Annotated in this window: 21 protein-coding genes; 10 read left to right on the top strand and 11 right to left on the bottom strand. The window is 65.6% G+C overall.

Annotated features, from left to right (window positions below):
- Window positions 1-158 precede the first annotated feature (158 nt).
- The 3 genes from CH283_RS08895 to CH283_RS08885 form a co-directional block, all read right to left on the bottom strand.
- Complete coding sequence (locus tag CH283_RS08895; RefSeq protein ID WP_094641729.1) at window positions 159-1,904, bottom strand: DEAD/DEAH box helicase; 1,746 nt, start codon at window positions 1,902-1,904, stop codon at window positions 159-161.
- 276 nt (window positions 1,905-2,180) lie between these two features.
- A complete protein-coding gene (locus CH283_RS08890) occupies window positions 2,181-3,137 on the bottom strand; it encodes a M56 family metallopeptidase (protein WP_094641731.1) in 957 nt (318 codons plus the stop codon).
- Window positions 3,138-3,160: 23 nt separating this feature from the next.
- Window positions 3,161-3,577, bottom strand: a complete 417-nt coding sequence (locus tag CH283_RS08885) for a BlaI/MecI/CopY family transcriptional regulator (protein ID WP_094641733.1) — start codon at window positions 3,575-3,577, stop codon at window positions 3,161-3,163.
- A gap of 199 nt (window positions 3,578-3,776) precedes the next feature.
- On the opposite strand from CH283_RS08885, the gene CH283_RS08880 reads away from it, so the two are divergent.
- Both CH283_RS08880 and CH283_RS08875 read left to right on the top strand, forming a co-directional pair.
- Window positions 3,777-5,078 (top strand): alpha/beta hydrolase, encoded by a 1,302-nt coding sequence (locus CH283_RS08880; protein ID WP_094641735.1) that lies wholly within the window; start codon window positions 3,777-3,779, stop codon window positions 5,076-5,078.
- Window positions 5,079-5,146: 68 nt separating this feature from the next.
- The gene (locus tag CH283_RS08875) at window positions 5,147-7,714 is read left to right on the top strand and encodes a bifunctional lysylphosphatidylglycerol flippase/synthetase MprF (RefSeq protein WP_373557663.1); all 2,568 of its coding nucleotides are present in this window, start codon (window positions 5,147-5,149) and stop codon (window positions 7,712-7,714) included.
- A 9-nt stretch (window positions 7,715-7,723) separates the two neighbouring features.
- Here CH283_RS08875 and CH283_RS08870 read toward each other — a convergent pair whose 3' ends face one another.
- The 3 genes from CH283_RS08870 to CH283_RS08860 all read right to left on the bottom strand — a co-directional run bounded on the left by CH283_RS08870 (window position 7,724) and on the right by CH283_RS08860 (window position 11,162).
- On the bottom strand, window positions 7,724-8,593 hold the full coding sequence (locus tag CH283_RS08870) for an ABC transporter ATP-binding protein (protein WP_094641737.1): 870 nt from the start codon (window positions 8,591-8,593) through the stop codon (window positions 7,724-7,726).
- Complete coding sequence (locus CH283_RS08865) at window positions 8,590-9,603, bottom strand: FecCD family ABC transporter permease (protein ID WP_231893713.1); 1,014 nt, start codon at window positions 9,601-9,603, stop codon at window positions 8,590-8,592. The genes CH283_RS08870 and CH283_RS08865 overlap by 4 nt, the downstream gene beginning before the upstream one ends.
- Window positions 9,604-9,686: 83 nt before the next feature.
- Window positions 9,687-11,162: a FecCD family ABC transporter permease gene (locus tag CH283_RS08860; RefSeq protein WP_082898623.1), complete on the bottom strand. Its 1,476-nt coding sequence runs from the start codon at window positions 11,160-11,162 to the stop codon at window positions 9,687-9,689.
- A 181-nt stretch (window positions 11,163-11,343) separates the two neighbouring features.
- Here CH283_RS08860 and CH283_RS08855 point away from each other — a divergent pair, with 181 nt between their 5' ends.
- From CH283_RS08855 to CH283_RS08820, 8 genes are all read left to right on the top strand, one after another.
- The gene (locus CH283_RS08855) at window positions 11,344-12,105 is read left to right on the top strand and encodes a hypothetical protein (RefSeq protein ID WP_068047364.1); all 762 of its coding nucleotides are present in this window, start codon (window positions 11,344-11,346) and stop codon (window positions 12,103-12,105) included.
- Window positions 12,106-12,372: 267 nt separating this feature from the next.
- A complete protein-coding gene (locus CH283_RS08850) occupies window positions 12,373-12,789 on the top strand; it encodes a PaaI family thioesterase (RefSeq protein ID WP_255183164.1) in 417 nt (138 codons plus the stop codon).
- A gap of 5 nt (window positions 12,790-12,794) precedes the next feature.
- Window positions 12,795-14,075, top strand: coding sequence for a DUF6986 family protein (locus CH283_RS08845; RefSeq protein WP_082898624.1), 1,281 nt, complete (start codon window positions 12,795-12,797; stop codon window positions 14,073-14,075).
- Between the two features lie 85 nt (window positions 14,076-14,160).
- A complete protein-coding gene (locus CH283_RS08840) occupies window positions 14,161-14,793 on the top strand; it encodes an urease subunit gamma (protein WP_094641741.1) in 633 nt (210 codons plus the stop codon).
- Window positions 14,793-16,514, top strand: coding sequence for an urease subunit alpha (locus tag CH283_RS08835; protein WP_094641743.1), 1,722 nt, complete (start codon window positions 14,793-14,795; stop codon window positions 16,512-16,514). Before CH283_RS08840 ends, CH283_RS08835 begins: the two co-directional genes overlap by 1 nt.
- Window positions 16,514-17,170, top strand: a complete 657-nt coding sequence (locus CH283_RS08830) for an urease accessory protein UreF (protein WP_094641745.1) — start codon at window positions 16,514-16,516, stop codon at window positions 17,168-17,170. The genes CH283_RS08835 and CH283_RS08830 overlap by 1 nt, the downstream gene beginning before the upstream one ends.
- Window positions 17,171-17,209: 39 nt before the next feature.
- On the top strand, window positions 17,210-17,914 hold the full coding sequence (gene ureG / locus CH283_RS08825) for an urease accessory protein UreG (protein WP_094641747.1): 705 nt from the start codon (window positions 17,210-17,212) through the stop codon (window positions 17,912-17,914).
- A gap of 6 nt (window positions 17,915-17,920) precedes the next feature.
- Entirely contained in the window at window positions 17,921-18,589 is a 669-nt protein-coding gene (locus CH283_RS08820) for an urease accessory protein UreD (protein WP_094641749.1), read from the top strand.
- Window positions 18,590-18,675: 86 nt separating this feature from the next.
- On the opposite strand, the gene CH283_RS08815 is transcribed toward CH283_RS08820, so the two are convergent.
- The 5 genes from CH283_RS08815 to CH283_RS08795 form a co-directional block, all read right to left on the bottom strand.
- A complete protein-coding gene (locus CH283_RS08815) occupies window positions 18,676-20,079 on the bottom strand; it encodes an NAD(P)/FAD-dependent oxidoreductase (RefSeq protein ID WP_068047296.1) in 1,404 nt (467 codons plus the stop codon).
- Window positions 20,080-20,176: 97 nt separating this feature from the next.
- Window positions 20,177-20,977: a HugZ family pyridoxamine 5'-phosphate oxidase gene (locus tag CH283_RS08810; protein WP_094641751.1), complete on the bottom strand. Its 801-nt coding sequence runs from the start codon at window positions 20,975-20,977 to the stop codon at window positions 20,177-20,179.
- 23 nt (window positions 20,978-21,000) lie between these two features.
- Complete coding sequence (locus tag CH283_RS08805) at window positions 21,001-21,678, bottom strand: GAP family protein (RefSeq protein WP_094641753.1); 678 nt, start codon at window positions 21,676-21,678, stop codon at window positions 21,001-21,003.
- Between the two features lie 19 nt (window positions 21,679-21,697).
- Entirely contained in the window at window positions 21,698-22,252 is a 555-nt protein-coding gene (locus tag CH283_RS08800) for an isochorismatase family protein (protein ID WP_094641755.1), read from the bottom strand.
- Window positions 22,253-22,285: 33 nt separating this feature from the next.
- Window positions 22,286-24,670: an ATP-binding cassette domain-containing protein gene (locus CH283_RS08795; RefSeq protein ID WP_094641757.1), complete on the bottom strand. Its 2,385-nt coding sequence runs from the start codon at window positions 24,668-24,670 to the stop codon at window positions 22,286-22,288.
- Window positions 24,671-24,675 lie beyond the last annotated feature (5 nt).

Below are 24,675 nucleotides of genomic sequence, written 5' to 3'. Positions count from 1 at the left end.
TTCCCTGCCGAGAGATTTCGCGCGAGCCAACCCCCCGGCCGGTGCCGAACCCGACCACCGGCAACGACAACGGGTGCCGCATTCGCGAAGAATGCGGCACCCGTTGTGTTCGAGTGGTGCTGTGCCGGTCGGGTCACGACCTCACGGTGACGAACCGATCAGTGGCTGCGAGCCGGACCGTCGAAACCGTCGTACGAACGGCGTTCCGTGCGGCTGCGGAAGCCTCCGGAGCGGTGCTCGTCCTGGCGGGGGCCGGACGCGGGACGACGGTTGTCGGAGCCACGGTTGTCGGATCCACGACCCTCGTAGCCGCGGCCCTCGGAGCGACGCGGGCGGTCGCCCTGGTAGCCCTCGCTGCTGCGGGGGTTGGAGCCCTGGTATCCGCCGCTGCTGCGCGGGTTCGAGCCCTGGTAGCCCTCGCTGCTGCGCGGGTTCGAGCCCTGGTATCCGGTGCGGGGACGGTCACCCTGGTAGCCCTCACTGCTGCGCGGGTTCGAGCCCTGGTATCCGCCGCCACTGCGGGGGTTGGAGCCCTGGTATCCGCCGCCACTGCGGGGGTTGGAGCCCTGGTATCCGCCGCCGCTACGGGGGTTGGAGCCCTGGTAGCCGGGACGGCTGTTCCGGTCACGAGGAGCGGACTCGGCGCGCAGAGGCTCACCGGTCGGCTTCTTCGCCCCGGTGATGCTGTTCAGCTCGGCCGAACCGGGCGAGACGTTGACGGCAGTGGCCTTGACGCCGGCCATACCGGTCAGACGCAGAACCTGACGACGCTGGTTGGGGAGCACGATCGCGACGACGGTGCCCTTCTCGCCTGCGCGTGCCGTGCGTCCTGCGCGGTGCAGGTAGTCCTTGTGGTCTGCGGGCGGATCGACGTGGACGACCAGGTCGATACCGTCGACGTGGATTCCGCGAGCAGCAACGTCGGTAGCGACGAGGACGGGGGTGCGGCCGTTCTTGAAACGCTCGAGAACGCGGGTGCGCTGGTTCTGAGCCTTGCCGCCGTGCAGCGACTCCGCGGCGATACCGAGCGCACGGAGGCGATCGGTGATCCCGTCGCAGCCCAGCTTGGTACGCGCGAACATGATGGTGCGACCGCCTTCGCGAGCACCGATCTCGGAGAGAACGAGATCCTTCTGACCCCGGTCGACCATGAGGACGTAGTGATCCATGGTCCGGACGCTGGCTTTGCCGTCCTGGGTGGAGTGCTCGACGTGATCGGGCAGGAACTGGCGTACCAGTGACTGAACCTCACGGTCGAGAGTGGCCGAGAACAGCATGCGCTGTCCGTCTGCCGGGGTATCGGCGAGCACTGCACGCACCTCGGGCAGGAAGCCCATGTCGGCCATCTGATCGGCCTCGTCGAGCGCGGTGATCTCGATGGAGTCCAGGATGCAGGTGCCCTGGCGGAGGTGATCGGCGAGGCGGCCGGGAGTGGCGACGAGGACGTCGACTCCGCGGCGGAGCTGCTCGACCTGCTTGTTGAACGGGGTACCGCCGACGGCGGGCATGACTCGCAGGCCCTGAGCGTTGGCGTAGGGAGCGAGGGATTCGACGACCTGGAAGGCGAGCTCGCGGGTGGGGACCAGCACGAGCGAACGCGGGCGCTTGGCGGCCGGGCGATCGGTGTGCAGCGACAGGCGCTGCAGGATCGGCAGGCCGAAGGCCAGGGTCTTACCCGAGCCGGTCTGCGCACGACCGAGGACATTCTTACCGGCGATCGCGTCGGGAAGCGCCTTCTCCTGGATGGGGGAGGGCACGGTGATCGAGTTGCGCGCCAATGCGGCGACGACAGCCTCGGGCAGTCCGAGATCGGCAAAGGTGAAGGCCGGTGCCGCTACGGGCGTCGGGACTGCCGTGGTGTCGGAAGTGGTGGAAACGGGTGTGTTGGAAACAGCGTGGGTCACGCAGTAAAGCCTCTCCGGATTACGGGCACGCCAATAAGCCCGAAGCTGAGAGCACCCGAAGAACCGGGAAACACGAAAACAGCCAGAACACATTGATACGAGCCAGGGCACTGTCACCTGGCCATCAGAATGCAGATGAGAACTGCATAAAGTGGGGCTGTTTGTGCCATTTCGATTGCTAGGTCGCGATGGCGACCGGTCTCTACTGTACGGGACGTACCGCCAATTGTTCGACTCGAGTCGATGTGACCTGTGCGACCCCGACCGCGTGCGAGCTCACCCGATGAGCTTGCTCAGTTCCTCCAGCCACGGCATGGCGACGTAGATCGTAGGAAGAACCAGGATCACCACGGCCGCCGCGTAGGCCGCCGCCGCGATGCGCACATCGCTACCCGGGCCGCTCAAGCGCTGCACACGGATGAGGGTGTGCGGCCCTCCGGCGGCCATTGCACCACGCGGGGCGGTGGACCCCGCGCACGTGACCAATGCCCTGGCCAACGGAGTGGGACCGGTGACCTTGACCGCCGAGTCGTCTGCGAGCAGCTCGACCAGCAGCTGCACGCTGCCGAGCGCCGACTTGCTACGGACGATCCGCGGGAAGGCTTCGTTGACGGCGGTGAACGCTTCGAGAACCAGATCGTGGCGGGCGCGCAGATGTGACCGCTCGTGGCTGAGGATCGCAGTGACCTCGGCCTCGGACAGGCTGGCCAACGTACCTCGACTCAGGACCACCCTCTGACGCAGACCGGGTAGGCAGTACGCGATCGGTTCGGCCGCGTCGAGTACCCGGATGTCTGCGTCGCGAAGGCCGCGAAAAGGGTTCTCTCCCAAGTCTGTTCGATCCAGCAGATCGACGAGCACGCGATGCCTCGAACGCCGGCGACGGGTTCTGACCGCTACCCGAACGACAGAGAACATGAGCTTGGCGCCGATGCCGAGCGTGATGGCGAGGACGACGACGTACAGAGTCCACAGGGGTAAACCGAGCGCGTCGATCTCGTCGGTCGGTGCCGTCGTGGGACGACCGTCAGGTCCGGGGACGAGCAGCAGTCCGCCGATCGCGAGGCCGGAGCTGAAAGCCGAGAGCACCGCGGCGAGAGCAATTGCCTGCCACAGCACCAGGGCGGCGCGCGGTGACCGGTACGGCCAACTCGCGCGCGCGAGCACTGCCGGAACCGGCCCAGCCAGGATCAGCGCGAGTACTGCGAATACCAGCGCAGTCGTCGAGTTCATGTCCTCACCTACTGCCGCGAGCGTCAGTCCGTCGGACGGCGATCTCCAGCCGAAGGGGACTTCGATGTCGATTGTGCCACTTCCAACGCGGCAAGCGCCTCACGGAGGGCGTCGGCTTCGTCGGCCCCCACCTGACCGACGAAGTGCACGAGTGCCGCTGCGCGTCCACCCGACGCCGGTGCCTGCGACAGCGCGTCGACCATGAGGCTCGCGACCAGCTCGTCGCGGCCGTGCAACGGTGCGTAGCGGTGCGCTCTGTCGTCGCGTTGCTGGACGACCAACTTCTTCTTCGCCAGCCGCTGCAGCACCGTCATCACCGTCGTGTACGCGAGTTCGCGATGCGTCGCGAGTGCCTCGTGGACCTGTCGAACGGTCTGGGGATCCGACGACTCCCACAGATGGTCCATCACTGCGCGCTCTAGTTCACCAAGACCAGCCATTCGTCCGAGTCTACGGCTAGTCCGACGCGGATGCGTACTACTCGTGGTAGTACCGAGCGCCGAGGCGGTGTGCGTTCGGTCATAGTCGCTGGTGCCCGATTTCGGCGGGTCATCATCGGCGCGGTGTCGCGGACGAATATTCTGACGGTAGTTCGTGCCGCATCTCGGTCCGAATCCGTCAGACGAGCGGAGCTCTCACGTGGATTGGTTCGATTCTCTTTCTTTGATCGACGGACCGTTGCCTGTCATCGTTGTGGTCGCCGGAGTGCTCGGCGGTGTTTGGCTGCTCGTCTCCCGCTCGCGGCGATACATGACGCGTGGGCTACCGATTGCGGCAACGGCGGCCGTCGTGGTCACGGTGATCGGTTACCTGATCGTCGAAAAGGTGTGGCGACCGCTCCCGGATCCGATCGAGACGTCCATCTATGTCTGGATCGGTGTCGGCATCGCGTCCCTGTTCGCGGTGATCCCACGCTCGGTGGCGGCGCATGGGGTCGTGGGTACGCTCGCGTCGGTGGTTGCGGCCGTGCTCGTCGTCGCAGTCTCGGCGCTGAACATCAACCTGAAGTTCGAGGCGTATCCGACCGTGGGTACTGCGCTGGGAGTCGAGCCCGCGAGCCGCATTCAGTTCTCCGACGTGCCGGGAGCGGTCTCTCGGACCGTTACCGGAACGCCGCTCGATTCTGTGTGGACCTCACCGGCAGGAATGCCGTCCGCGGGGCGGATCACCTCGGCTGCCATCCCTGCCACGGCATCGAATTTCTCTGCTCGAGATGCGCAGATATACCTTCCCCCTGCCTATTTCTCCGATCCACGTCCGCTGCTGCCGGTACTCGTACTCCTGGCCGGGCAACCGGGTGACCCGGAGGACTGGCTCAACGGCGGCAAGCTCGCCGAAACAATGGACAACTTCGCCCGAGACCACGCCGGCCTGGCGCCGGTCGTGGTGGTGGCCGACGGCACCGGTTCGCCGATCGACAACCCGCTGTGCGTCGACTCTCCGCTGGGCAACGTCGACACGTACCTGTCGCGCGACGTACCCGACTGGATCGACAGTGCTCTCCAGGTCGATCCGAATCGCGCACACTGGGCGATAGGTGGACTGTCCTACGGCGGAACGTGTTCCATCCAGATGGCGACAAATCATCCTGACGTCTATCCCACGTTCCTCGACCTGTCGGGTCAGACCGAGCCCAGTCTCGGCGACAGGGATCGCACCATCCGGGAGGCATTCGGCGGAAATGCGGCAGCGTTCGCCGCTGTAAACCCACTCGACCTGCTGAAATCGCGTCAGTACCCCGAGTCGGCCGGGATCTTCGTCGTGGGGTCCGACGACAACGACTACAAACCGGGCCAACAGGAGATGTACGACGCGGCGAAGGCCGCCGGAATGGACGTGCAGTACGTCGAAGTACCGGGCGGACACAGCTTCGCGGTGTGGTCGGAAGGCCTCCGACGTGAGCTGCCATGGCTGGCGACGAGAACAGGGTTGATTTCGTGAACGTGACCGATCCGGATCGACCGTCTGCGGCCGACGCCGAAGTATCCACACCCGCCGAACCGTCGTGGATGTCCGCGCGCACCGAATCCCTGAGGTCCGGTGCGTCTGCAGTGATGCGCCAGCTTCGGCGGGTGTGGGCGCTCATCGTGTTCGGTGCCGTGGGAGCACCGGTCAGTTTCACTTTGCTCGCCGTCGTCTGGGTGATGGGCATCGTCGCCGCGGTCGTGGACAACCGCGGCGAGATGGACAAGTACTTCGCCGTGGGCATCATGCCGTTCGAGCACTGGCACCTGTGGACCCCGCTCACCTCGGGTCTGGCGGCGCCCAACATCGCCGGTTGTGTGGTGGCCACGGTCGGGGTGCTGCTGGCCGCCGCACCGATCGAGCGCCGTATCGGATCCCGTCGCTTCGCCGTCGCTGCGTTCGTGACGCAGGTGGCCGGTTCGTTGTTCGGCCTCGGTCTCGCGGTTCTGGCCAAGACCTTCGACGCGGACTGGGGATTCCGGTTGCACGTCGGAACCGCTGTGGGCCCGACGACCTGGATCTTCGGTGTGGTCCTGGTCGCGACCTCGCGAATGGATACGTTGTGGCGCAGGCGAATCCGCGTCGGCGTGCTGGCCTTGCTGGTGACGTTGGCATTGTTCGGCGGACACCTGCAGGACGTCGTTCGGCTCGCTGCGGCGGTGATCGGCCTGGTCGTGGGCCCGTGGATCGTCGGTCGATCCGCACGTGGCCCTCGACTGGCGGGTACCCGACGCGAAGGACGGGTGCTGGTTGCATTGATTGTCGCTGCGAGCGCCCTCGGTCCGGTACTGGCGGCCCTGAGCCCCAACGCTGTCGGGCCGTTCGCGGTACTTCGTGATGTGGTGCGGGGGGTTCCGTACACGGCGGCGGAGGTGCGCGAAATCTGCGCCGACGCGACCACCGACCCGGTCGAATGCCGTCGTGGTCTGCTCGATCTCAGACTCGGGGGAGTCGGCCCGACCATCCTGAGCATCATGCCGTCGTTGTTCCTGCTGGTGGTCAGTGACGGCCTGCGTCGAGGCAGGCGTTTCGCGTGGGCCATGGCGGTGGTCTCGCAGGGAATTCTGCTCGCACTGTCGGTGGCCAACTTCGCGATTCGGTTTCTCGAGTCCGGTGACGACCAGTCGCTGTTCTACGGCTTGGAATCGCCGACGGCGTACCGCACTGCGGTACCGTTTCTGCTGCCCCTGATCGTGTTGCTCGTTCTGATCGTCACCCGCAAGTTCTTCGACGTGTCGGCGCCTTCGGGTACCTACCGTCGATGGGCGGCCTCGGTGGTCGGGGTGGCGGCAGGACTCGCCCTGATCTACTCGATCGGTGGGTATCTGGCCCGCGGTGGCTTCGCCGATTCGCCGTCCTTCGGCGGACTGCTGGTGGACTTCCCGCAACGCTTGGTTCCCCCGGTCTACCTGCAATGGCTCGAACCTGCCCTGCTCCCGCAGAGCACGCCGACGACCCTGCTCTTCGAGTGGACCGGCGTGGTGTTCTGGGTGGTGGTCTGCGTGCTCGCTGCGAGTACCTTCCTCACCCCGGTGTACGGCACCGAGACCGACGCCGCCGAACGTGCGCGCGCTTTGCTGATGTCGAGCAGCGGGTCCGCTCTGTCGTGGATGACGACGTGGCGCGGCAACAAGTACTGGTTCGGTTCCGACGGTCGCAGCTACGTCGCCTACCGCGTCATCTCCGGCGTCGCACTGACCACCGGGGATCCCGTCGGTCCGCGGGAGTCCCTGCGGGACAACGTCGTCGAGTTCGCCGAGTTCGCGTCCGAGAACGGGTGGATCCCGTGCTTCTACTCCGTCACCCCCGACGTCCGCCGCATCACCGACTCTCTCGGTTGGGGAGGAATCCAGGTCGGTGAGGAAACGGTTCTGGACCTCGACGGCATTGCGTTCACCGGCAAGCGATTCCAGGACGTGCGGACTGCGCTGAACAGAGCGAAGAAAGCCGGCGTCGTCGCCGAGTGGATCCGCTTTCCTTCTGCACCGCTGGCGATCACGGACCAGATCACTGCGATCTCGGAGGAATGGGTCGCGGACAAGGGTATGCCCGAGATGGGCTTTACTCTCGGCGGTCTCGAGGAGGTCGACGACGAGAACGTGCGGTGCCTGATCGCCGTCGACGAGAACCGGACCGTGCACGGCGTGACCTCGTGGATGCCGGTGTACGAGGACGGCGTCATCGTCGGATGGACGCTCGACTTCATGAGACGCAGATCCGAGGGCTTCCGGCCCACGATGGAATTCCTCATCGCATCGGCGGCCCTGCTGCTCGAACAGGAAGGCGCCCGATTCCTCAGCCTCTCGGGCGCACCCCTGGCCAAGGTCGACGAGAAGCAACCCGAACACGTCTCCAGCGCCGAGCAGTCCACGCTGTCGGGGCTGCTCGAGCGGTTGCTCGACGTCCTCGGACGCACCCTCGAACCCGTCTACGGATTCCGTTCCCTACTGGCGTTCAAGTCGAAGTTCCAGCCTCGCTACGAACCGATGCACATGACCTTCGCGGATCCGGCCGCTTTGCCCAGCATCGGAAATGCGATCGGCCGGGCGTATCTGCCCGACGTGTCGATCGGTCAGGGTGTCAAGCTGGTACGCACGATGATCGAGCGGTGAGAGCCCGCGCTACCGCTCGGTGGAAGCCCCTGCGGCGGCGCGACTCTCGGCCCGGACGGGTCCACCGACCGACCCGTACACGTGGCGGGTGCCGATCGGAACGATGAGCGGACGATCGGACATCGGGTCGTCTATCACGGCGGCTTCGAGGCCGAACACGTCGAGCAGCAGCTGCTCGGAGATGACGTCCTGTGGCCTGCCCGAGGTGACGATCCGGCCCTGCTTCATCACGATCAACCGGTCGCTGTACCTGATTGCCAGGTTCAGATCGTGCAGGACCATGACGATGGTGCGGCCGAGTTCGTCGTGCAGGCGGTCGACGAGATCCAGGACCTCGATGGAGTGCGCCAGATCGAGATAGGTGGTCGGCTCGTCGAGCAGCAGGATGTCGGTGCCCTGGGCCAGTGCCATCGAGATCCAGGCGCGTTGTCTTTGGCCACCGGACAATTCGTCGACGGGTCTGTCGGCGAGGTCGCTGATTCCGGTCAGTTCGAGTGCGTTCGCCACCTCTGCCTCGTCGTCCGAGCTCCACTGCCGGATCCACGATTGGTGGGGGTGACGACCGCGTGACACGAGATCTGCGACGGTCAGTCCTTCGGGAGCAGTGGGCGCCTGAGGCAGCATTCCGAGGGTGCGGGCCACCTCTTTGGTCTTCATCGACGAGATCGCCCGACCGTCGAGCATCACGCTGCCGGCCTTGGGCTTGAGCAGACGGCCGAGCGAACGCAACAGCGTCGACTTTCCGCAGCCGTTGGGTCCGATGACCGTGGTGATGACACCGGTGTGAATCTCGAGATCGAGGTGTTCGACGATGGTGCGGTCGCCGTACCCGAGGCTCAGATCGTTCGCGATCAGACGCGAGGTGTGGCTGGTGGTCATACGGAGGCCTTTCGGTTACTGCGAACGAGTAGGTAGAGCAGGAACGGTCCACCGAGGGCCGAGGTGACGATGCCGACCGGGAGTTCCACCGGCAGAATCGTGCGCGCGATCAGATCGCTTGCCACGACCAGCAGTCCCCCGAGAAGTGCCGACGCGATGATCGGCGGGCCGGGCGTTCGCAGCACCCTCAGCGCTATTTGGGGAGCGGCGAGCGCCACGAATCCGATGGGTCCCGCGGCGGCGGTGGCGATCGCGGCGAGTGCGACGGCCGCGAGCAGCATCATGGCCTGACTGTGTTGCAGACGAACCCCGAGCGATCGTGCGTTGTCGTCGCCGAGTCTCAGGGCACCCAGCGTGAACGTCGCGACGACGGTGCCGCCGCCGACGAGGACGACCGCGATGGCCACCGGCCAGACCGCGGACCAGTCCGCTCCGTTGAGTGACCCGTTGAGCCAGACCTGAGCACGGGAGACGTCGTTGATGTCGGCGCTGATCAGCAGCCAGCCGATCACCGCGGTGAGCATGGCGTTGACGGCGATGCCGACCAGAATGAGGCGGAATCCGTCGACGCCCTTGCGCCAGGCGAGGGTGTAGATCGCGATGGCGGTGAGCAGCCCGCCGATCAATGCCGCCAGAGGAAGACCGAGGGTGGCGAGCAGCCCGCTGAAGCTGCTGCCACCGCCGAGCACGATCAACGCGACGGCCGCGGCACTGGAACCGGCCGTGATGCCCAGGATGTCGGGGCTGGCGAGGGCGTTGCGGGAGATCGACTGCGTGATCGCGCCGGATATACCGAGAGCGGCCCCGACCAGGAGCCCGGTCAGTGATCGGGGCAGCCGCAGGTCCATCACGATGAATCGTTCGATCCTCGAACCGCCGCCGAGCAGAACGTCGAGGACCTGCACGATCGACAGCGGGAAGTCGCCTCGGCCGATGTTCACGCACATGACCAGCACCAGCGCCGCAGCCAGTAGGACGGTCGTCAGGACCATCAGTGGCCGTCGAACCATCGAGATCGGACCGAGGCGGAACGCAGGCCGGGTGCGAACGCCGCCTTCGCCGGGCGTCGGTGTGGGGGACTGCAGGTCGGCGGTCACAAGCCGACCAACTTCCGGCGTCGGACGAGAGCGATGAAGAACGGCGCTCCGATCAGTGCCAGAACGATGCCCACCTGAAGCTCGCCCGGGCGCACCACGACCCGGCCGATGACGTCGGCGATCATGAGCATCACTCCGCCCATGAGGCCTGCGTACGGGACGAGCCAGCGGTAGTCGGGTCCGGTCACCGCGCGGGCGATGTGCGGGACGACGAGGCCGACGAACGCGATGGGCCCGCATGCTGCGGTCGCTGCACCGGTGAGCAGCGTGATGGCGAGGATGCCGACGGTTCGGGTGATCGCGATGTTGGTCCCGAGCGATCGTGCGACGTCCTCGCCGAGGCTCATGACGTTCAGGCCGGGGGTGCTCGCCAGTGCGATGAGGACGCCGATCACCAGGAACGGCAGGACCTGCCACAGTACGTCGAGGCCGCGTCCGGCAACGGATCCGACCACCCAGAAGCGGTAGCCGTCCAAGCTGGTCTGATCGAGCAACACGACGGCGTTGGTCATCGCCGAGAGAAAGAATGCGACGCCGGCTCCGGCCAGGGCGAGATTGACCGGGCTCGATCTGCCCGACCCGATCGACGACAGTCCGAAGACGACGATGCTCGCCACCGCCGAACCGGCGAACGCGAACCACAGGTACTGACTCGGCGAGGTGAACCGAAACAGATAGATGGCCATGACGACGAAGAACGCCGCCCCGGAATTGAGGCCGAGCAGGCTGGCGTCTGCCAACGGGTTACGGGTGTGCCCCTGGATGAGAGCGCCTGCGATGCCGAGTGCGATGCCGACGACCAGTGCGAGCACCGTGCGTGGGATCCGCAACGTGCGCACGATGATGTCGGTGTCGGTGCCCGTCGAATTCAGCAGCGCATGGGCGATTTCGGCGAACGTCAGTGGCCGCGCGCCGATGGCGATGCTGGCGAGGATGCCCGCCACGAGCGCGACGACCAGGACTGCCAGGCCGAGCAACCTGCGCCTTCGGATCGCGGCGACCGAGCCGTCCTTGGGAACGGGCTCGAATCCTTCTGCTGCCGCGGTCTTGTCGCGGACCACCTCCGACGACGACGTGTCGATCCCGAACTGACGACGCAGAGCCCGGCGTGCGCCGATGGGGCCGTGGGTCGAGGTGTCTCGCAGCGTGAGCCCCAGCCAGCGCTTGCCGGTGCTCTGGCCTTCGTTGCCGTCGCGGTATCCGCGGTTCCAGACGAACAGAGCCGCCGCGACGCACACCGCGATGGTGCCGAACACGAATCGGTCCGCCTGGCCGCCACCGTTGTCGTCACGAAGCGCGTCGACGATCGACCAGCCGACGAACAGGGGGATCAGCACGATCAGTGCGTCGATCGCGGCTGCAGCGAGGCGAGAGCTACGCGGCGGCGGCCCGGTGGGCACGTCCTCGGTCCCGTACGGCTCGTCGGAAGACCGGCGTGCGCCGTGGGGGCCGAGTAGCGGAGCTGTTGTCACAGTGCTCGTGACTCCTCGCTGTTTCGAAGGGACACGGTTTAGGTTACGGAACCCTTCCTCGGCGCGTGAGGTGAGGTAAGGGTAGCGGTGCCTGACCGCTTTATGATCTGGTTAGGCTAACCTACTTTGAGTGGGTAGGGGTGTGACGCGTGCACCCGCCGGGAAACTGAGGAGCGATCAGGTGTCAGTTGCAGCAGCGTCGTATACGGGTTGGGCCGATGTGCATCGATTCTCGAGTCGATCCGGCGGGGCGGCGCTGTTGGCCGACTCGTGTGCGACCCTGCGTGCACTCAACCCCGATTACCCGCGGATGTACGCGGTGGCAGCGATGGCGAACGAGGGCAAGCGCCGTTGGTGGCAGTTGGCGGTGGGTCTCGACGACGGTCGCGTCGAGCAGATGTACCGACGATCGCTCGAGGATCTCGATGTTCCCGAAGCTGCGGCAGTGCAGGTCGCTACGGCTCTGATCCATGCCGTCGTCGGGCGCGTGGCCGCGCTGCTGGTGTTGGAGGCGCGAGCCTGGGATCCGGGCATCGACAATCTGTGGATCCACATGGACAGTGACGGCGGGATCGATTGGGCAGGAGTGACATCGCCGATCCTGCGCGTGCTAGCCGAGGATCCCGCCGCGGGTGAGCCCGGCACGGTCACACTTCCGTGCGAGCAGGCTCTGTTGGTCTGGACTGCACATCGATGCACGACGTCGCTCGGCGCGGTGTTCCGCGCGATCGCCGACCGCGCACCGCTGGATGCGCGTGTCTTCTGGGCTCTGGTCGGCGACGCAATACTGGGGGCCTCGACGTATGTACCGATTCTGGCTGGGGCGAGCGCATCGGCAGGTGCGCGCCGGGGTCAGATGCTGCTCGACGCCATGGTCGCGGCCGGGGCACCCGTGCGGTCACGCGTCGGCGTTCCTGGCCGCGCGAGACTGCGGGCATCGTGAAGGCCTTGCGCCGTAACTAAGGTTTGCCTATGCTGACTTCGTACCAACGGACCGCGCCGGAGTCCTGAGGGCTGCAGTGACTCCCGGTCCTTGCCACGGTGGGCCTCTCGTTCTTCGCGAACGAGAGGCCCACCGATTTTTGTGGGTCCATCGTCGTGTATCTCTGAACGGGAGCCGACTGCCGAGTCGGCCACCCTCTCGACGCAACCGGAAGGCACAGCAATGACGGACTCGAACGGCACCACGGGGGCGACCTCCTTCGACACCATGACGCCGGAACAGCTCACCGAATTGTGTGCACGGGGATTCGACGGGGTCGTGGGCCTGCGGTACCTCGAGGTGTCCGGCGATGAGGTGCGCGCGGAATGGACCGTCACTCCGCAGCTCCATCAGCCGGCCGGAATCATGCACGGTGGGGTTTTGTGCTCGGTGGTCGAGTCGGTGGCGAGTATCGGCGGATCGGCCTGGTTCGGCTCCCGGGGGCACGTGGTCGGAACCAACAACAACACCGACTTCCTGCGCGCGACTCGATCGGGAACCCTGGCCGCGCACGGACATCCGATTCATCGGGGCCGCACCCAGCAGCTCTGGCAGGTCGACATGACGGACGAGAGTGGACGCCTGGTTGCTCAAGGCAAGGTCCGGCTGGCGAATATCGAAAACACGGCGCATCTGGGACAGTGATGCCCATGACGGGACACAGCGACAGCGCCGACTCTTCCATCCGGCCGGGCGCAACTTCACTGACTGCCGACGCCTTCGATCGCCTCGAATCACTGTTCGGTCCCATCGACGACGAACTCGCGCAGCATTATCCGGGTGACCGAGTCGGTGGCCAGCCCTCTCACACCGTCTACGTATCGGCCTCGGATGCGTCGGCGGCTGTGCCCGCCGAATGGGGTGCTGCCGCTCTGGCAATCCTGGACGCCCACCCCGAGGCGTTCGCCGGACTCGACACCCAGAACGCCTTACCTCTCGTACGCGACCGACTCGGAAGTGCGCCCATCCAGGACCTCAGATTCGATTTCGAGGACGGTTACGGATGGCGATCCGACGCCGTCGAGGACCGCCACGCGACCGCAGTCGGGGCAGCTCTGTCCACTTTGGCCGAAGATCCGGCCGGTCCGACGTGGCTCGGGATCCGTGCCAAAGGGCTTGCCGCACATGAGCGTCGGCGTGGGATTCGGACCCTCGAGCTGGTCCTGGACGGCGCCGGGGGAGTGCCCGACGGCTTCGTGTTCACCGTACCCAAGCTCCGTGCCGCCTCGCAGGTAGCCGCCGTGGTCGCCCTGTGCGAGGAACTCGAGCGTGCGCACGGCCTGCCCGAGCGCGCCCTTCGATTCGAGCTGCAGATCGAGAGCCCACAGGCGGTGATCGGGGCCGACGGAACGGCAACCCTCGCGAAGGCGATCACCAGGGCGGACGGCCGCTGTACCGCCCTGCACTACGGGACCTACGACTACAGCGCCGCCTGCGGAATCACCTCTGCGCAGCAGTCACTGGCCCATCCGGTGGCGGACCATGCGAAGAACGTCATGCTGGCGGCGGCGGCGCAAACCGGGGTATGGGTGTGCGACGGTTCGACTCAGGTGGTGCCGACGGGCGATTCCGCGCAGGTGGCAGCATCGGCGCGTCGACATTTCGAGCTGGTGACCAGATCCCTCGAGCGCGGCTTCTATCAGGGTTGGGACATGCATCCCGGCCACCTGGTGACGCGGTGGTCGGCGACATTCGGCTTCTTCCGTCAGGCCATGCCGGTCGCTGCTGCTCGGCTGGGCAGCTACCTCGACCGCCAGGGTGGTGAGGTGATGGACGAGCCGGCGACAGCGCAGGCGTTGGCAGGCGTTCTGGTGCGGGGCCTGGATTCGGGCGCGTTCGGCATCGCCGAGTTGCAGAACGTGGCTGCCGGCATCGACCGAAACGTGCTGCGGGGACTGCTCGATCGATCGGTGACCGTGCCGCTCGGATGAGATGCGTCGGCGCGCTCCGCTGCCGGCGGGTCGTAGGCGTGTCAGAATTGCCGGGCACCATCACCGATCGGGACGGAGAACTCCAATGCGGTTGTCTCCGCACGAGCAGGATCGACTGCTCGTCAGCTACGCGGCCGAGCTCGCTCGGCGTCGCCAGGCACGCGGCCTCAAACTCAATCACCCCGAGGCGATCGCGGTCATCACCGATCATCTCCTCGAGGGTGCCCGTGATGGCCGTTCGGTCGCAGACCTGATGTCCTCGGGTCGCGAGATTCTCGGTGCCGACGACGTGCTCGACGGGGTGCCCGAGTTGCTCCCCGAGGTCATGGTCGAGGCGACCTTCCCCGACGGTACGAAGCTGATCACGGTGCACGAGCCGATCTCACCCAAGCGCGGTGACGGCCACCTGATTCCGGGCGAGATCATCACCGTCGCAGGCGACATCGAGATCAACGACGGCGCCGAGGTGATCTTCATGGCCGTCGTCAACGCGGGAGATCGACCGGTACAGGTGGGCAGCCACGTGCATTTCCCGCAGTCGAACGCAGCTCTGCAGTTCGACCGCGAACGGGCGCACGGCTGCCGCCTCGACATCCCTGCGGGCACGGCGGTGCGTTTCGAGCCCGGCATAGAACAGACGATTCGGCTCGTGCCCCTCGGCGGCACGCGCGAGGTACACGGATTGAGCATGACACCTCCCGGAAAGTTGGACAGCTGATGGCGCGCATGAGTCGCAGTCGATACGCCCAGTTGTTCGGCCCCACCACGGGTGATCGAATTCGCTTGGCAGACACCGATCTTCTGATCGAGGTCACCGAGGACCGCAGCGGCGGACCCGGCAACGCCGGTGAGGAGGCCGTCTTCGGCGGAGGCAAGGTCATCCGTGAATCGATGGGTCAGTCCCGAGCCACCCGCGCCGACGGTGCTCCCGATACGGTCATCACCGGGGTTGTCGTCGTCGACTACTGGGGAATCATCAAGGCCGATCTCGGTATTCGCGACGGACGCATCGTGGCGCTGGGCAAGGCGGGCAATCCCGACACGATGACCGGGGTGCATCCCGATCTCGTCATCGGCCCGTCCACCGAGATCATCGCGGGCAACGGGAAGATCGTCACGGCAGGCGGTATCGACTGTCACGTCCACTTGATCTGCCCGCAGATCAAGGAGGAGGCTCTCGGTGGTGGCATCACCACCGTCATCGCCGGCGGTACCGGCCCTGCCGAAGGCAGCAAGGCCACCACCGTCACCCCGGGCGCATGGCACCTGTCTCGAATGCTCGAGTCGCTGGACGACTGGCCGATGAACATCGTGCTCCTCGGCAAGGGCAACACGGTCAATCCCGACTCGATGTGGGAGCAATTGCGCGCCGGCGCATCGGGATTCAAACTGCACGAGGACTGGGGATCGACCCCGGCCGCGATCGACGCGTGCCTGCGAGTGTGCGAGGACGCAGGCGTTCAGGCAGCACTGCACTCGGACACCCTCAACGAGGCCGGATTCGTCGAGACCACCCTCGATGCGATCAGGGGACGCGGAATTCACGCGTATCACACCGAGGGGGCGGGCGGCGGGCACGCACCCGACATCATCACCGTGGCGGCGCAGCCACACGTCCTCCCCAGCTCGACCAACCCGACGCGTCCGCACACCGTCAACACTTTGGACGAACATCTCGACATGCTGATGGTGTGCCACCACCTCAGTCCATCGATTCCGGAGGATCTGGCCTTCGCCGAGAGTCGAATTCGGCCGTCGACCATCGCGGCCGAGGATCTGCTGCACGACATGGGTGCGATCTCGATGATCGGCAGCGACGCTCAGGCGATGGGCCGTATAGGTGAGGTGGTTCTGCGCACCTGGCAGACGGCCCACGTGATGAAGTCTCGTCGCGGCTTTCTGGCCGGTGACAACGGAGCCGACAACAACCGAGTGATGCGCTACGTCGCGAAGTACACCATCTGCCCGGCCGTCGCACACGGCCTCGACGACGAGATCGGTTCGATCGAGCCGGGCAAACTCGCCGACCTGGTGCTGTGGGACCCGGCCTTCTTCGGGGTGCGTCCCCACATGGTCATCAAGGGCGGGATGATCGCCTGGGCTGCCATGGGCGATGCAAACGCGTCCATCCCGACCCCGCAACCCGAACTACCACGTCCGATGTTCGGGGCGTCACCCAAGGCTGCTGCTGCGACGTCGCTGCATTTCGTTGCCCCGCAGGCGATCGAGGACGGACTTGCCGGACGTCTGAACTGTGATCGTCGGTTGGTTCCGGTCAAGAACGTGCGCGGTGTCAGAAAGTCCGACATGGCACTCAACGATGCGCTGCCCGATATCCGGGTGGATCCCGACACGTTCACCGTGCGTATCGACGGGGACGTGTGGACGGAGCAGCCGGCAACCGAACTGCCGATGGCGCAGCGATACTTCCTCTTCTGATGCCCGATGCCCGACTACAGGTGACGACGCTGCTCTCGCTTGCAGATTCACGCTTGCCCACCGGTGGCCACGTGCACTCCGGTGGAGTGGAAGAAGCGATCGCCTCGGGCTTCGTCCGAGACATCGCGACGCTCGAGGCGTTTCTGCGACGCCGTATCCGAACCTCCGGGGCCACGACGGCGTCCATTGCCGCATCGCTGGTGTACGGGTCGTCGAGCACGGACGAGGCCGATGCCGAGTCCGACGCCCGAACCCCGTCCCCGGCTGCCAGGTCTGCCTCCCGTGCTCAGGGCCGTGGACTGCTTCGGTTGGCCAAATCTGCCTGGCCGCATCAAGATTGGGCGGCCATCGGCCGCAAGCCGCATCTGGCCGTTGCCGCCGGACACGTCGGACTCGCGGCGGGCCTGTCGGTTGCCGACACGGCCGCCGTCCAGGTGTACATCACCATGACCGGGTCGGCGATTGCCGCCCAGCGTCTACTCGCGCTCGATCCTGCCGAGGTCGCGGCGTGCACCATTCGGTTGGGCGACTTCTGCGACGACGTGACCGCGGCGGTGTGCGAGTGCCTACCGGAGCTGATGGAGTTGTCGGATCCGTTGCTGGACATGTTCGCCGAAGCCCACGCCGTCCGCGATCGGCCGTTGTTCGTATCCTGAGTACGGATCCATTTTTTCTCTAGCGACAAGGAGTTCGACATGCCCCCGCACCTGATCGACGGTGAGCCCCACGACCACGGTTTGGATCGGCCCAAGCGCGCACGGGTGGCAGGTGACGCGCTGCGCGTCGGCATCGGTGGACCGGTCGGTTCCGGGAAGACGGCGTTGGTGGCGGCACTGTGCCGCGAACTGCGCGACGAACTTTCGCTCGCCGTGCTCACCAACGACATCTACACCACCGAGGATGCGGACTTCCTGCGTCGGCACGCCGTGTTGCCCGACGAGCGCATCACGGCGGTGCAGACCGGTGGCTGCCCACACACCGCGATCCGAGACGACATCACGGCCAATCTCGACGCCATCGACGATCTGATCGAGAACAACCCACCCCTGGATCTGATTCTCGTGGAATCCGGTGGCGACAATCTGACGGCGACGTTCTCGTCAGGTCTGATCGACGTACAGATATTCGTCGTCGACGTTGCCGGGGGAGACAAGGTGCCGCGTAAGGGCGGTCCCGGTGTGACGTTCTCCGACCTGCTGGTCGTGAACAAGACCGATCTCGCTCCGTACGTCGGAGCCGATCTCGGTGTCATGGAACGGGACGCGGCTCAGGTACGCGAGGGGCGCCCGACTGCGCTGATCTCCCTCACCGACGATCCGGCCGCGACCATGGTGCTCGAGTGGGTGCGGGAGCAGCTGAAGGTGATCGCCGACGCCGACGCGCACGCCCACACACACTGAGCGTCGATGCACACAGAGCTCTGCATCGAGGCGAGCCGCAGCCGGAGCCCACGCATCACCTCGGTGGGTGGACTCGCCGGCCGACAGACGGGACTGGACACAGTTCACCTGATCGGAACGGCGGCAACGCCTCTCGGCGGTGACACCATCGTGGTCAGAATTTCGGTGGCGGCCGGCGCGCACCTGGAGGTGCGCAGTGTCGCGGCGTCGTTGGCGATGCCCGGTGGGCTGCACCGTCACTCGTCGGCGAAGTGGCATTTCGAGGTCGGTGCAGGTGCGTCGCTGGTCTTCGACCCGGAACCGATGGTCGTCGTCTCCGACGCCTCGCACTCGGTGATCAACACCGTTGTGCTGGAACAGGATTCGACGTTGTGGTTGCGAGAGCGGACGCAGATCGGCCGCTTCGAGGAAGCGTCGGGACAGTGGAGCAGTGCGATGCGATGCGACGTCGGAGGCAGCCCGCTGCTGCGCCATCGAGTGGAACTGGGCGCGGGATCTGTTGCGCACGACGCATTGTCGGCACCGCTGTCGATGTCCAGCACGCTGAGGTATCCCGATACCCGGGCGTCCGAGGTCGATCTGGCCGACGGTTCCGTCCGGCTGGCGCTGGCCGGAGGCGGTTCGCTGAGTACGTCGGTGGGGCGTCGTCTACAGCCCATCGATTCGCTCGGCTGAGACAGCCCCGACAAACGAACGACGCACGGGCCGACGGTATGTCGTCGGCCCGTGCGTCGTAGTCGTAGCGGCGGGTCAGCTGCTGATCAGCCTGCGGCCTTCTCGCGTTCCTGCTCCTGATCGGCTGCGTCCGTGTTGACGGCACCCGCACGTTCGAGGGAGTTGAGTTGCTCGATGGCCAATCGCGCGAACACCTGCTGTTCGGTCGACGCCATCTGCGCGCGCCCCTTGCCGAGGAACGTCACGAACCACGAGATGACGGTCGTGATGCGGCTGCGGTAGCCCACGAGGTAGTACAGGTGCAGAGCGAGCCACATGAGCCAGGCGATGAATCCACCGAACTCGAGCTTGCCGACCTTGGCGACGGCGTTGAATCGCGACACCGTCGCCATCGAACCCTTGTCGAAGTACTTGAACGGGGCCCGCTGGGCGGGATCGTCCTGGCCCTTGACCGACGCCTTGATCAGCTTGGCAGCGTAGGTCGCTCCCTGAATGGCACCCTGCGCCATGCCCGGAACGTCCTTGACCGACATCAGGTCGCCGACCACGAACACGTTCGGGTGACCCTTGACGGTGAGGTCCGGTTCGACCAGCACGCGTCCGGCGCGATCGGTCTCGGATCCGGACTGGTCGGCGAGCTGCTTGCCGAGTGGGCTGCCCTGCACGCCTGCGGACCAGACCTTGCACTGCGCCTCGATGCGACGCGTCGTGCCGTCCTTCTCCTTGACGGTCAGGCCGTCGTTGTCGACGTCGGTGACCATCGCGTTGAGCTGGATTTCCACGCCGAGCTTCTCGAGCCGCTCGGCAGCCTTGCGGCCGAGCTTCTCACCCATCGGCGGCAGCACGGCCGGAGCGGCGTCGAGCAGGATGACGCGGGCGTCACGCGGATCGATGTTGCGGAATGCTCCGTCGAGGGTGCGATCGGCGAGCTCGGCGATCTGCCCGGCGAGCTCGACGCCGGTGGGACCCGCGCCGACGACCACGAAGGTCATGAGGCGGTCCTTCTCCTCCTGATCGTCGGAGAGTTCGGCCTGCTCGAATGCACCGAGGATGCGTCCGCGCAGTTCGAGTGCATCGTCGATGGTCTTCATGCCGGGCGCGAACTCGGCGAAGTGGTCGTTGCCGAAGTAGGACTGCTGTGCGCCTGCAGCGACGATCAGGCTGTCGAACGGAGTGACGGTGATGCGTTCGAGGAGCTTGGACGTGACCGTCTTGGCCTCGAGATCGATGTTCAGCACGTCTCCGAGCAGCACCTCGGCGTTCTTCTGCTTGCGCAGAATGACGCGGGTGGTGGGAGCGATCTCGCCGACGGACAGAATGCCTGTCGCGACCTGATAGAGGAGAGGCTGGAAAAGGTGGTGTGTCGTCTTGGCGACGAGGGTGATGTCGACGTCGGCTTTCTTGAGCGCCTTGACGCCGAACAGACCTCCGAACCCGGAACCGATGACGACGACGCGGTGACGCTTCGATTCGAGCGGTTGGATGCTCATTACCTGCTCCCTAACGATTGCGGTGTGAGGTCAACGGTAGTCGCCATCGATCGCGACGTCTCGACAAGGTCGTCGTGTCTGTGGTGGCAGCGCACACCTATCGGCCGGCTGCTGCGCGCTTCGCCAGTTCCACGGTCGCGGCTCGCAGTTCGGCAGCCGAGTCGATCGGAGTTGCATAACCGACCCTGGTGTACGCGATTCCGCGCGGCGTGAGCACCTTCAGATCCAGTCCGTAGCGGTCCGCTCCCGTGCACTCCGCGGACGTCGCATCGGGAAAGCCGCCCAGTTCGCGGGCCATCGCAGTCAGCGAACTCGAATGGTCGGCGTTCAAGTGCTCGACCGCGTACGCGGAGGTCGGCGACACCGGATCGGGCGCGGCCTGGGAATACGCTTCGGCAGTTGCCGAATCCATCCGGCCGTATCCGCCGACCCACCGGACCCGATGCACGCGCATGACCCAGAGCGTGAAGTCGCTGTAGTCGAGGTAGTACTTCGCCGCCGGTACGCCGTCGAGGTGCGCCGCGCGTGCTGCGGCCAGCTCGTCGCCCTCCGGCCGCTCGACCACACCTGCCAGCGTGATTCGGCCCGACGCCAGCGGATCGGTCTGCGATTGCGGTGCCACGATCGACAGGCTCATCCGTTGATCGCCGGTGAGATTGCGTCCATGTTCGGCCATTCGCGAGACACACAGAACCGGAGCGCCGTCGAGCAATCCGTACGTGACGAACGAAGCCCAGGGATCGCCGTCCGCGGTCAGGCTCGCAAGAGTTGCGGTGTTGGTGGACGCAGCGATCGTGCGTGCTTCCTCGGCCGCGGACGGCCGACGGTCCTCGACGACGGGGGCCAGGGGAGGGGGAACGGACGGGGCGTCACCGGGATCGCCATGATCGAGTGCCATGCGCAGAAGCTTACGGCGACGACCTACAGGAGGTCTCGGGCATGAACGAGCGCGTCGGCGACGAGTGCGACACCGAGTACGACGAAGATGACGCGGACCGTCGGCGGGCCGTACCGCGTCAGAGCCCGCACGGTCGCGGTGAACGCCCGCCGGGAACGGCGACTCTTCCTCGAAGCCAGTATCAGAACGAGGATGGGCGGTAGCAGCCCGATCAGGCAGTACACGACGACGATGGCCGGCCACCACGGCGGACGGGGATCGTAGGTCGAGAGCATCGTCAACCCGGCGAGATACGGCACTGCCGTCGGGCCCTGCACCAGACCGATCGTCAGTCCGGTCAGGGCAACGACGGGAATGCTCGAGCCGGCTCGGGCTGCCCACGCCGGCGGGCGACGTTCGGTGGTGCGCAGTGCACCGAGACCGATCAGCACCAGCCCCACAACCAGTTCCGTGCGATACCGGAGCGTGGCAGTGATGGTGATGTCGAACAGATCGGTGAAGAAGTCGATGCCGAGAACGGTGAGGATGCCGAACGTGGTCGTGGCCGTGAACACTCCGCCGACGAACGCCAGCCCGGCTCGGAAAGGAGACCGGCGGGTGGTTCTCGAATGCACAGCGATGGCAGCGGTCACGCCGATCAGCAGCACGTCGAGTGAATCGAGTAGTGCAAATCCGACAAGCGCAAGCAGCAAGGTCACCATGGAGGGTCCAGGATATCGGTCAGTCGAAGGTGACCTTCTCGGTGACGACGGCCTCGGCGGTCCGGCCGGGAGCGGTCTGGTTGCCCCAGTACATATTCGTGTGCGCGATGACCTGCGCAGGTGGCGGCGCGCCCCACTCGGTCAGATCCTCGGCAGTGTGTGCGTCGCTCACCAGCGTCACGTCGTATCCGCGGACGAGGGCACCGTGCAGCGTGGACCTGATGCAGAAATCCGTGTGCGCTCCGGCGATGACAACATGCCCTACACCGGAGGCGGCGAGCTCGGCTTCGAGACCGGTGTCCTCGAAGGCATCGCCGTGCTTCTTGTGGACGATCGGATCGCCCGGAACCACGGGCAGAGCGTCGAGAAGCTTCCACCCGTCCGTCCCGAAGCGCAGCTCCTTCTCGGCGGAGTGCTGCACCCAGATCACCCGCGTGCTCGTCTCCCGTGCACGCGAGACCAGAGCCACGAGGTTGTCGATGACGCGCTGCCGCTCGTGGACGCCGACCATCACGTCGTTCTGCACGTCGACGATCACCAGTGCGGTTGCGGTCCGGTCGGGCAGGATGGTCACGGCGTCTCCCTTGTTCTCGTGTTCGGTTGCACGTCAACTCCCGACATACGTGGCCAAGTGCTTGCCCGTCAGGGTCGAACCGTCCGCCACCAGATCGGACGGCGTGCCCTCGAACACGACCAGTCCGCCGTCGTGCCCGGCACCGGGGCCGAGATCGATGATCCAATCGGCGTGGGCCATGACGGCCTGATGATGCTCGATGACGATCACCGACTTGCCCGAATCGACCAGCCGGTCCAACAGCCCGAGGAGCTTGTCGACATCGGCGAGGTGCAATCCAGTGGTGGGCTCGTCCAGCACGTAGATCCCGCCCTTGTCGGCCATGTGCGTCGCCAGCTTGAGGCGTTGGCGTTCTCCACCCGACAGCGTGGTCAACGGCTGGCCGATCTTCAGGTAGCCCAGTCCGACGTCGTTCAAGCGTTGCAGAATCCTGTGTGCCGGGAGCAGTTTTGCCGGCCCGTCGGAGAAGAACTCCTCGGCCTCGGCGACCGACATCGACAACACCTCGTCGATGTTGCGCCCGCCGTAGTGGTACTCGAGTACCGATGCCTGGAATCGCTTGCCCTCGCACTCCTCGCACACCGTGGCCACCCCGGCCATCATCGCGAGGTCGCTGTAGAGGACGCCAGCGCCGTTGCACGTCGGGCACGCGCCTTCGGAGTTCGAGCTGAACAATGCGGGTTTGACGGCGTTCTCCTTGGCGAACGCCTTGCGGATCGGTTCGAGCAACCCGGTGTACGTCGCGGGGTTGCTTCGCCGCGAGCCACGGATCGCCCCCTGATCGACCGACACCACATCGTCTGTCCCGGAAAGCGATCCGTGAATGAGCGAACTCTTGCCCGAGCCTGCGACGCCGGTGACGACGACCAGTACTCCGAGTGGAACGTCGACGTCCACGTCGCGCAGATTGTGGGAGTCCGCGCCGCGGATTTCGAGTACTTCGGAGAACTCGCGCACCGATTCCTTCAGTGATGCCCGATCGTCGAAATGCCGACCGGTGACGGTGTCGCTCTGCCGCAATCCGTCGACGGTGCCCTCGAAACAGACGTGCCCGCCCGCGCTTCCCGCACCGGGGCCCAGATCGACGACGTGGTCTGCGATGGAGATCGTCTCGGGCTTGTGCTCGACCACGAGTACGGTGTTTCCCTTGTCGCGCAACTGAAGCAGCAGGTTGTTCATCCGCTCGATGTCGTGGGGATGCAGACCGGTGGTCGGCTCGTCGAACACGTATGTCACGTCGGTCAACGAGGATCCGAGGTGGCGAATCATCTTGGTGCGCTGAGCCTCTCCACCGGACAACGTTCCCGACGGACGATCCAGGCTCAGGTAGCCGAGCCCGATCTCGACGAACGAGTCGAGAGTCTCGCCCAGTGTGGTCAGCAGTGGTGCCACCGACGGTTCCTTCAGGCCGCTCACCCACTTCGCCAGGTCGCTGATCTGCATCGAACATGCGTCGGCGATGTTGATGCCCTTGATCTTCGACGACCGAGCACCTTCGTTGAGCCTGGTTCCGAGGCAGTCCGGGCAGGTGGTGAAGGTGATCGCGCGTTCGACGAAGGCGCGGATGTGGGGCTGCATGGCGTCGACGTCCTTGGACAGGAACGACTTCTGAATCTGCGGCACGAGCCCTGAGTAGGTCAGATTGATTCCGTCGACCTTGATCTTCGTCGGTTCGCGATAGAGCAGGTCGTCGAGTTCCTTCTTGGTGTACTTCGAGATGGGCTTGTCCGGGTCGAAATACCCGCAGCCGCGGAATATTCGGCCGTACCAGCCCTCCATGCTGTAGCCGGGGATCGTGATGGCGCTCTCGTTGAGCGACTTGCTCGCGTCGTAGAGAGCGGTGAGATCGAAGTCGCTGACGGAGCCTCTGCCCTCACAGCGTGGGCACATGCCACCGGTCACGGTGAAGGACTTCTTCTCTGTGGTCTGCCTGCCGCCCTTGTCCACCTTGTACGCGCCTGCGCCGGACACCGACGCGACATTGAACGAAAAGGCCTGTGCAGAGCCGATGTACGGCTTTCCGATTCGGCTGAACAGAATCCGCAGCATGGCGTTCGCATCGGTTGCGGTGCCGACGGTGGAGTGAGGATTGGCGCCCATGCGCTGTTGATCGACGATGATGGCCGTGGTGAGTCCGTCCATGACGTCGACATCCGGGCGGCCGAGCGTGGGCATGAATCCTTGTACGAAGGCACTGTAGGTCTCGTTGATCATGCGTTGCGATTCGGCCGCAATCGTACTGAAGACCAGCGAGCTCTTTCCGGAGCCGGAGACCCCGGTGAACACGGTCAGTCGCCGCTTGGGCAGCTCCACATCGATGTCCTGGAGATTGTTCTGCCGCGCCCCCTGAACACGAATCGAATCGTGACTGTCGGCAGCATGCCGTGCCGAGCCCTCCGAGACCTTCTTCGTCGCCATGAGCA

Origin of the sequence: Rhodococcus sp. 05-2254-2 (genome assembly GCF_002259095.1) — a bacterium.
Taxonomy (GTDB): domain Bacteria; phylum Actinomycetota; class Actinomycetes; order Mycobacteriales; family Mycobacteriaceae; genus Rhodococcoides.
The sequence above is the reverse complement of the archived record's forward strand: the minus strand, read 5'-3'. Positions and strand labels throughout refer to the sequence as shown.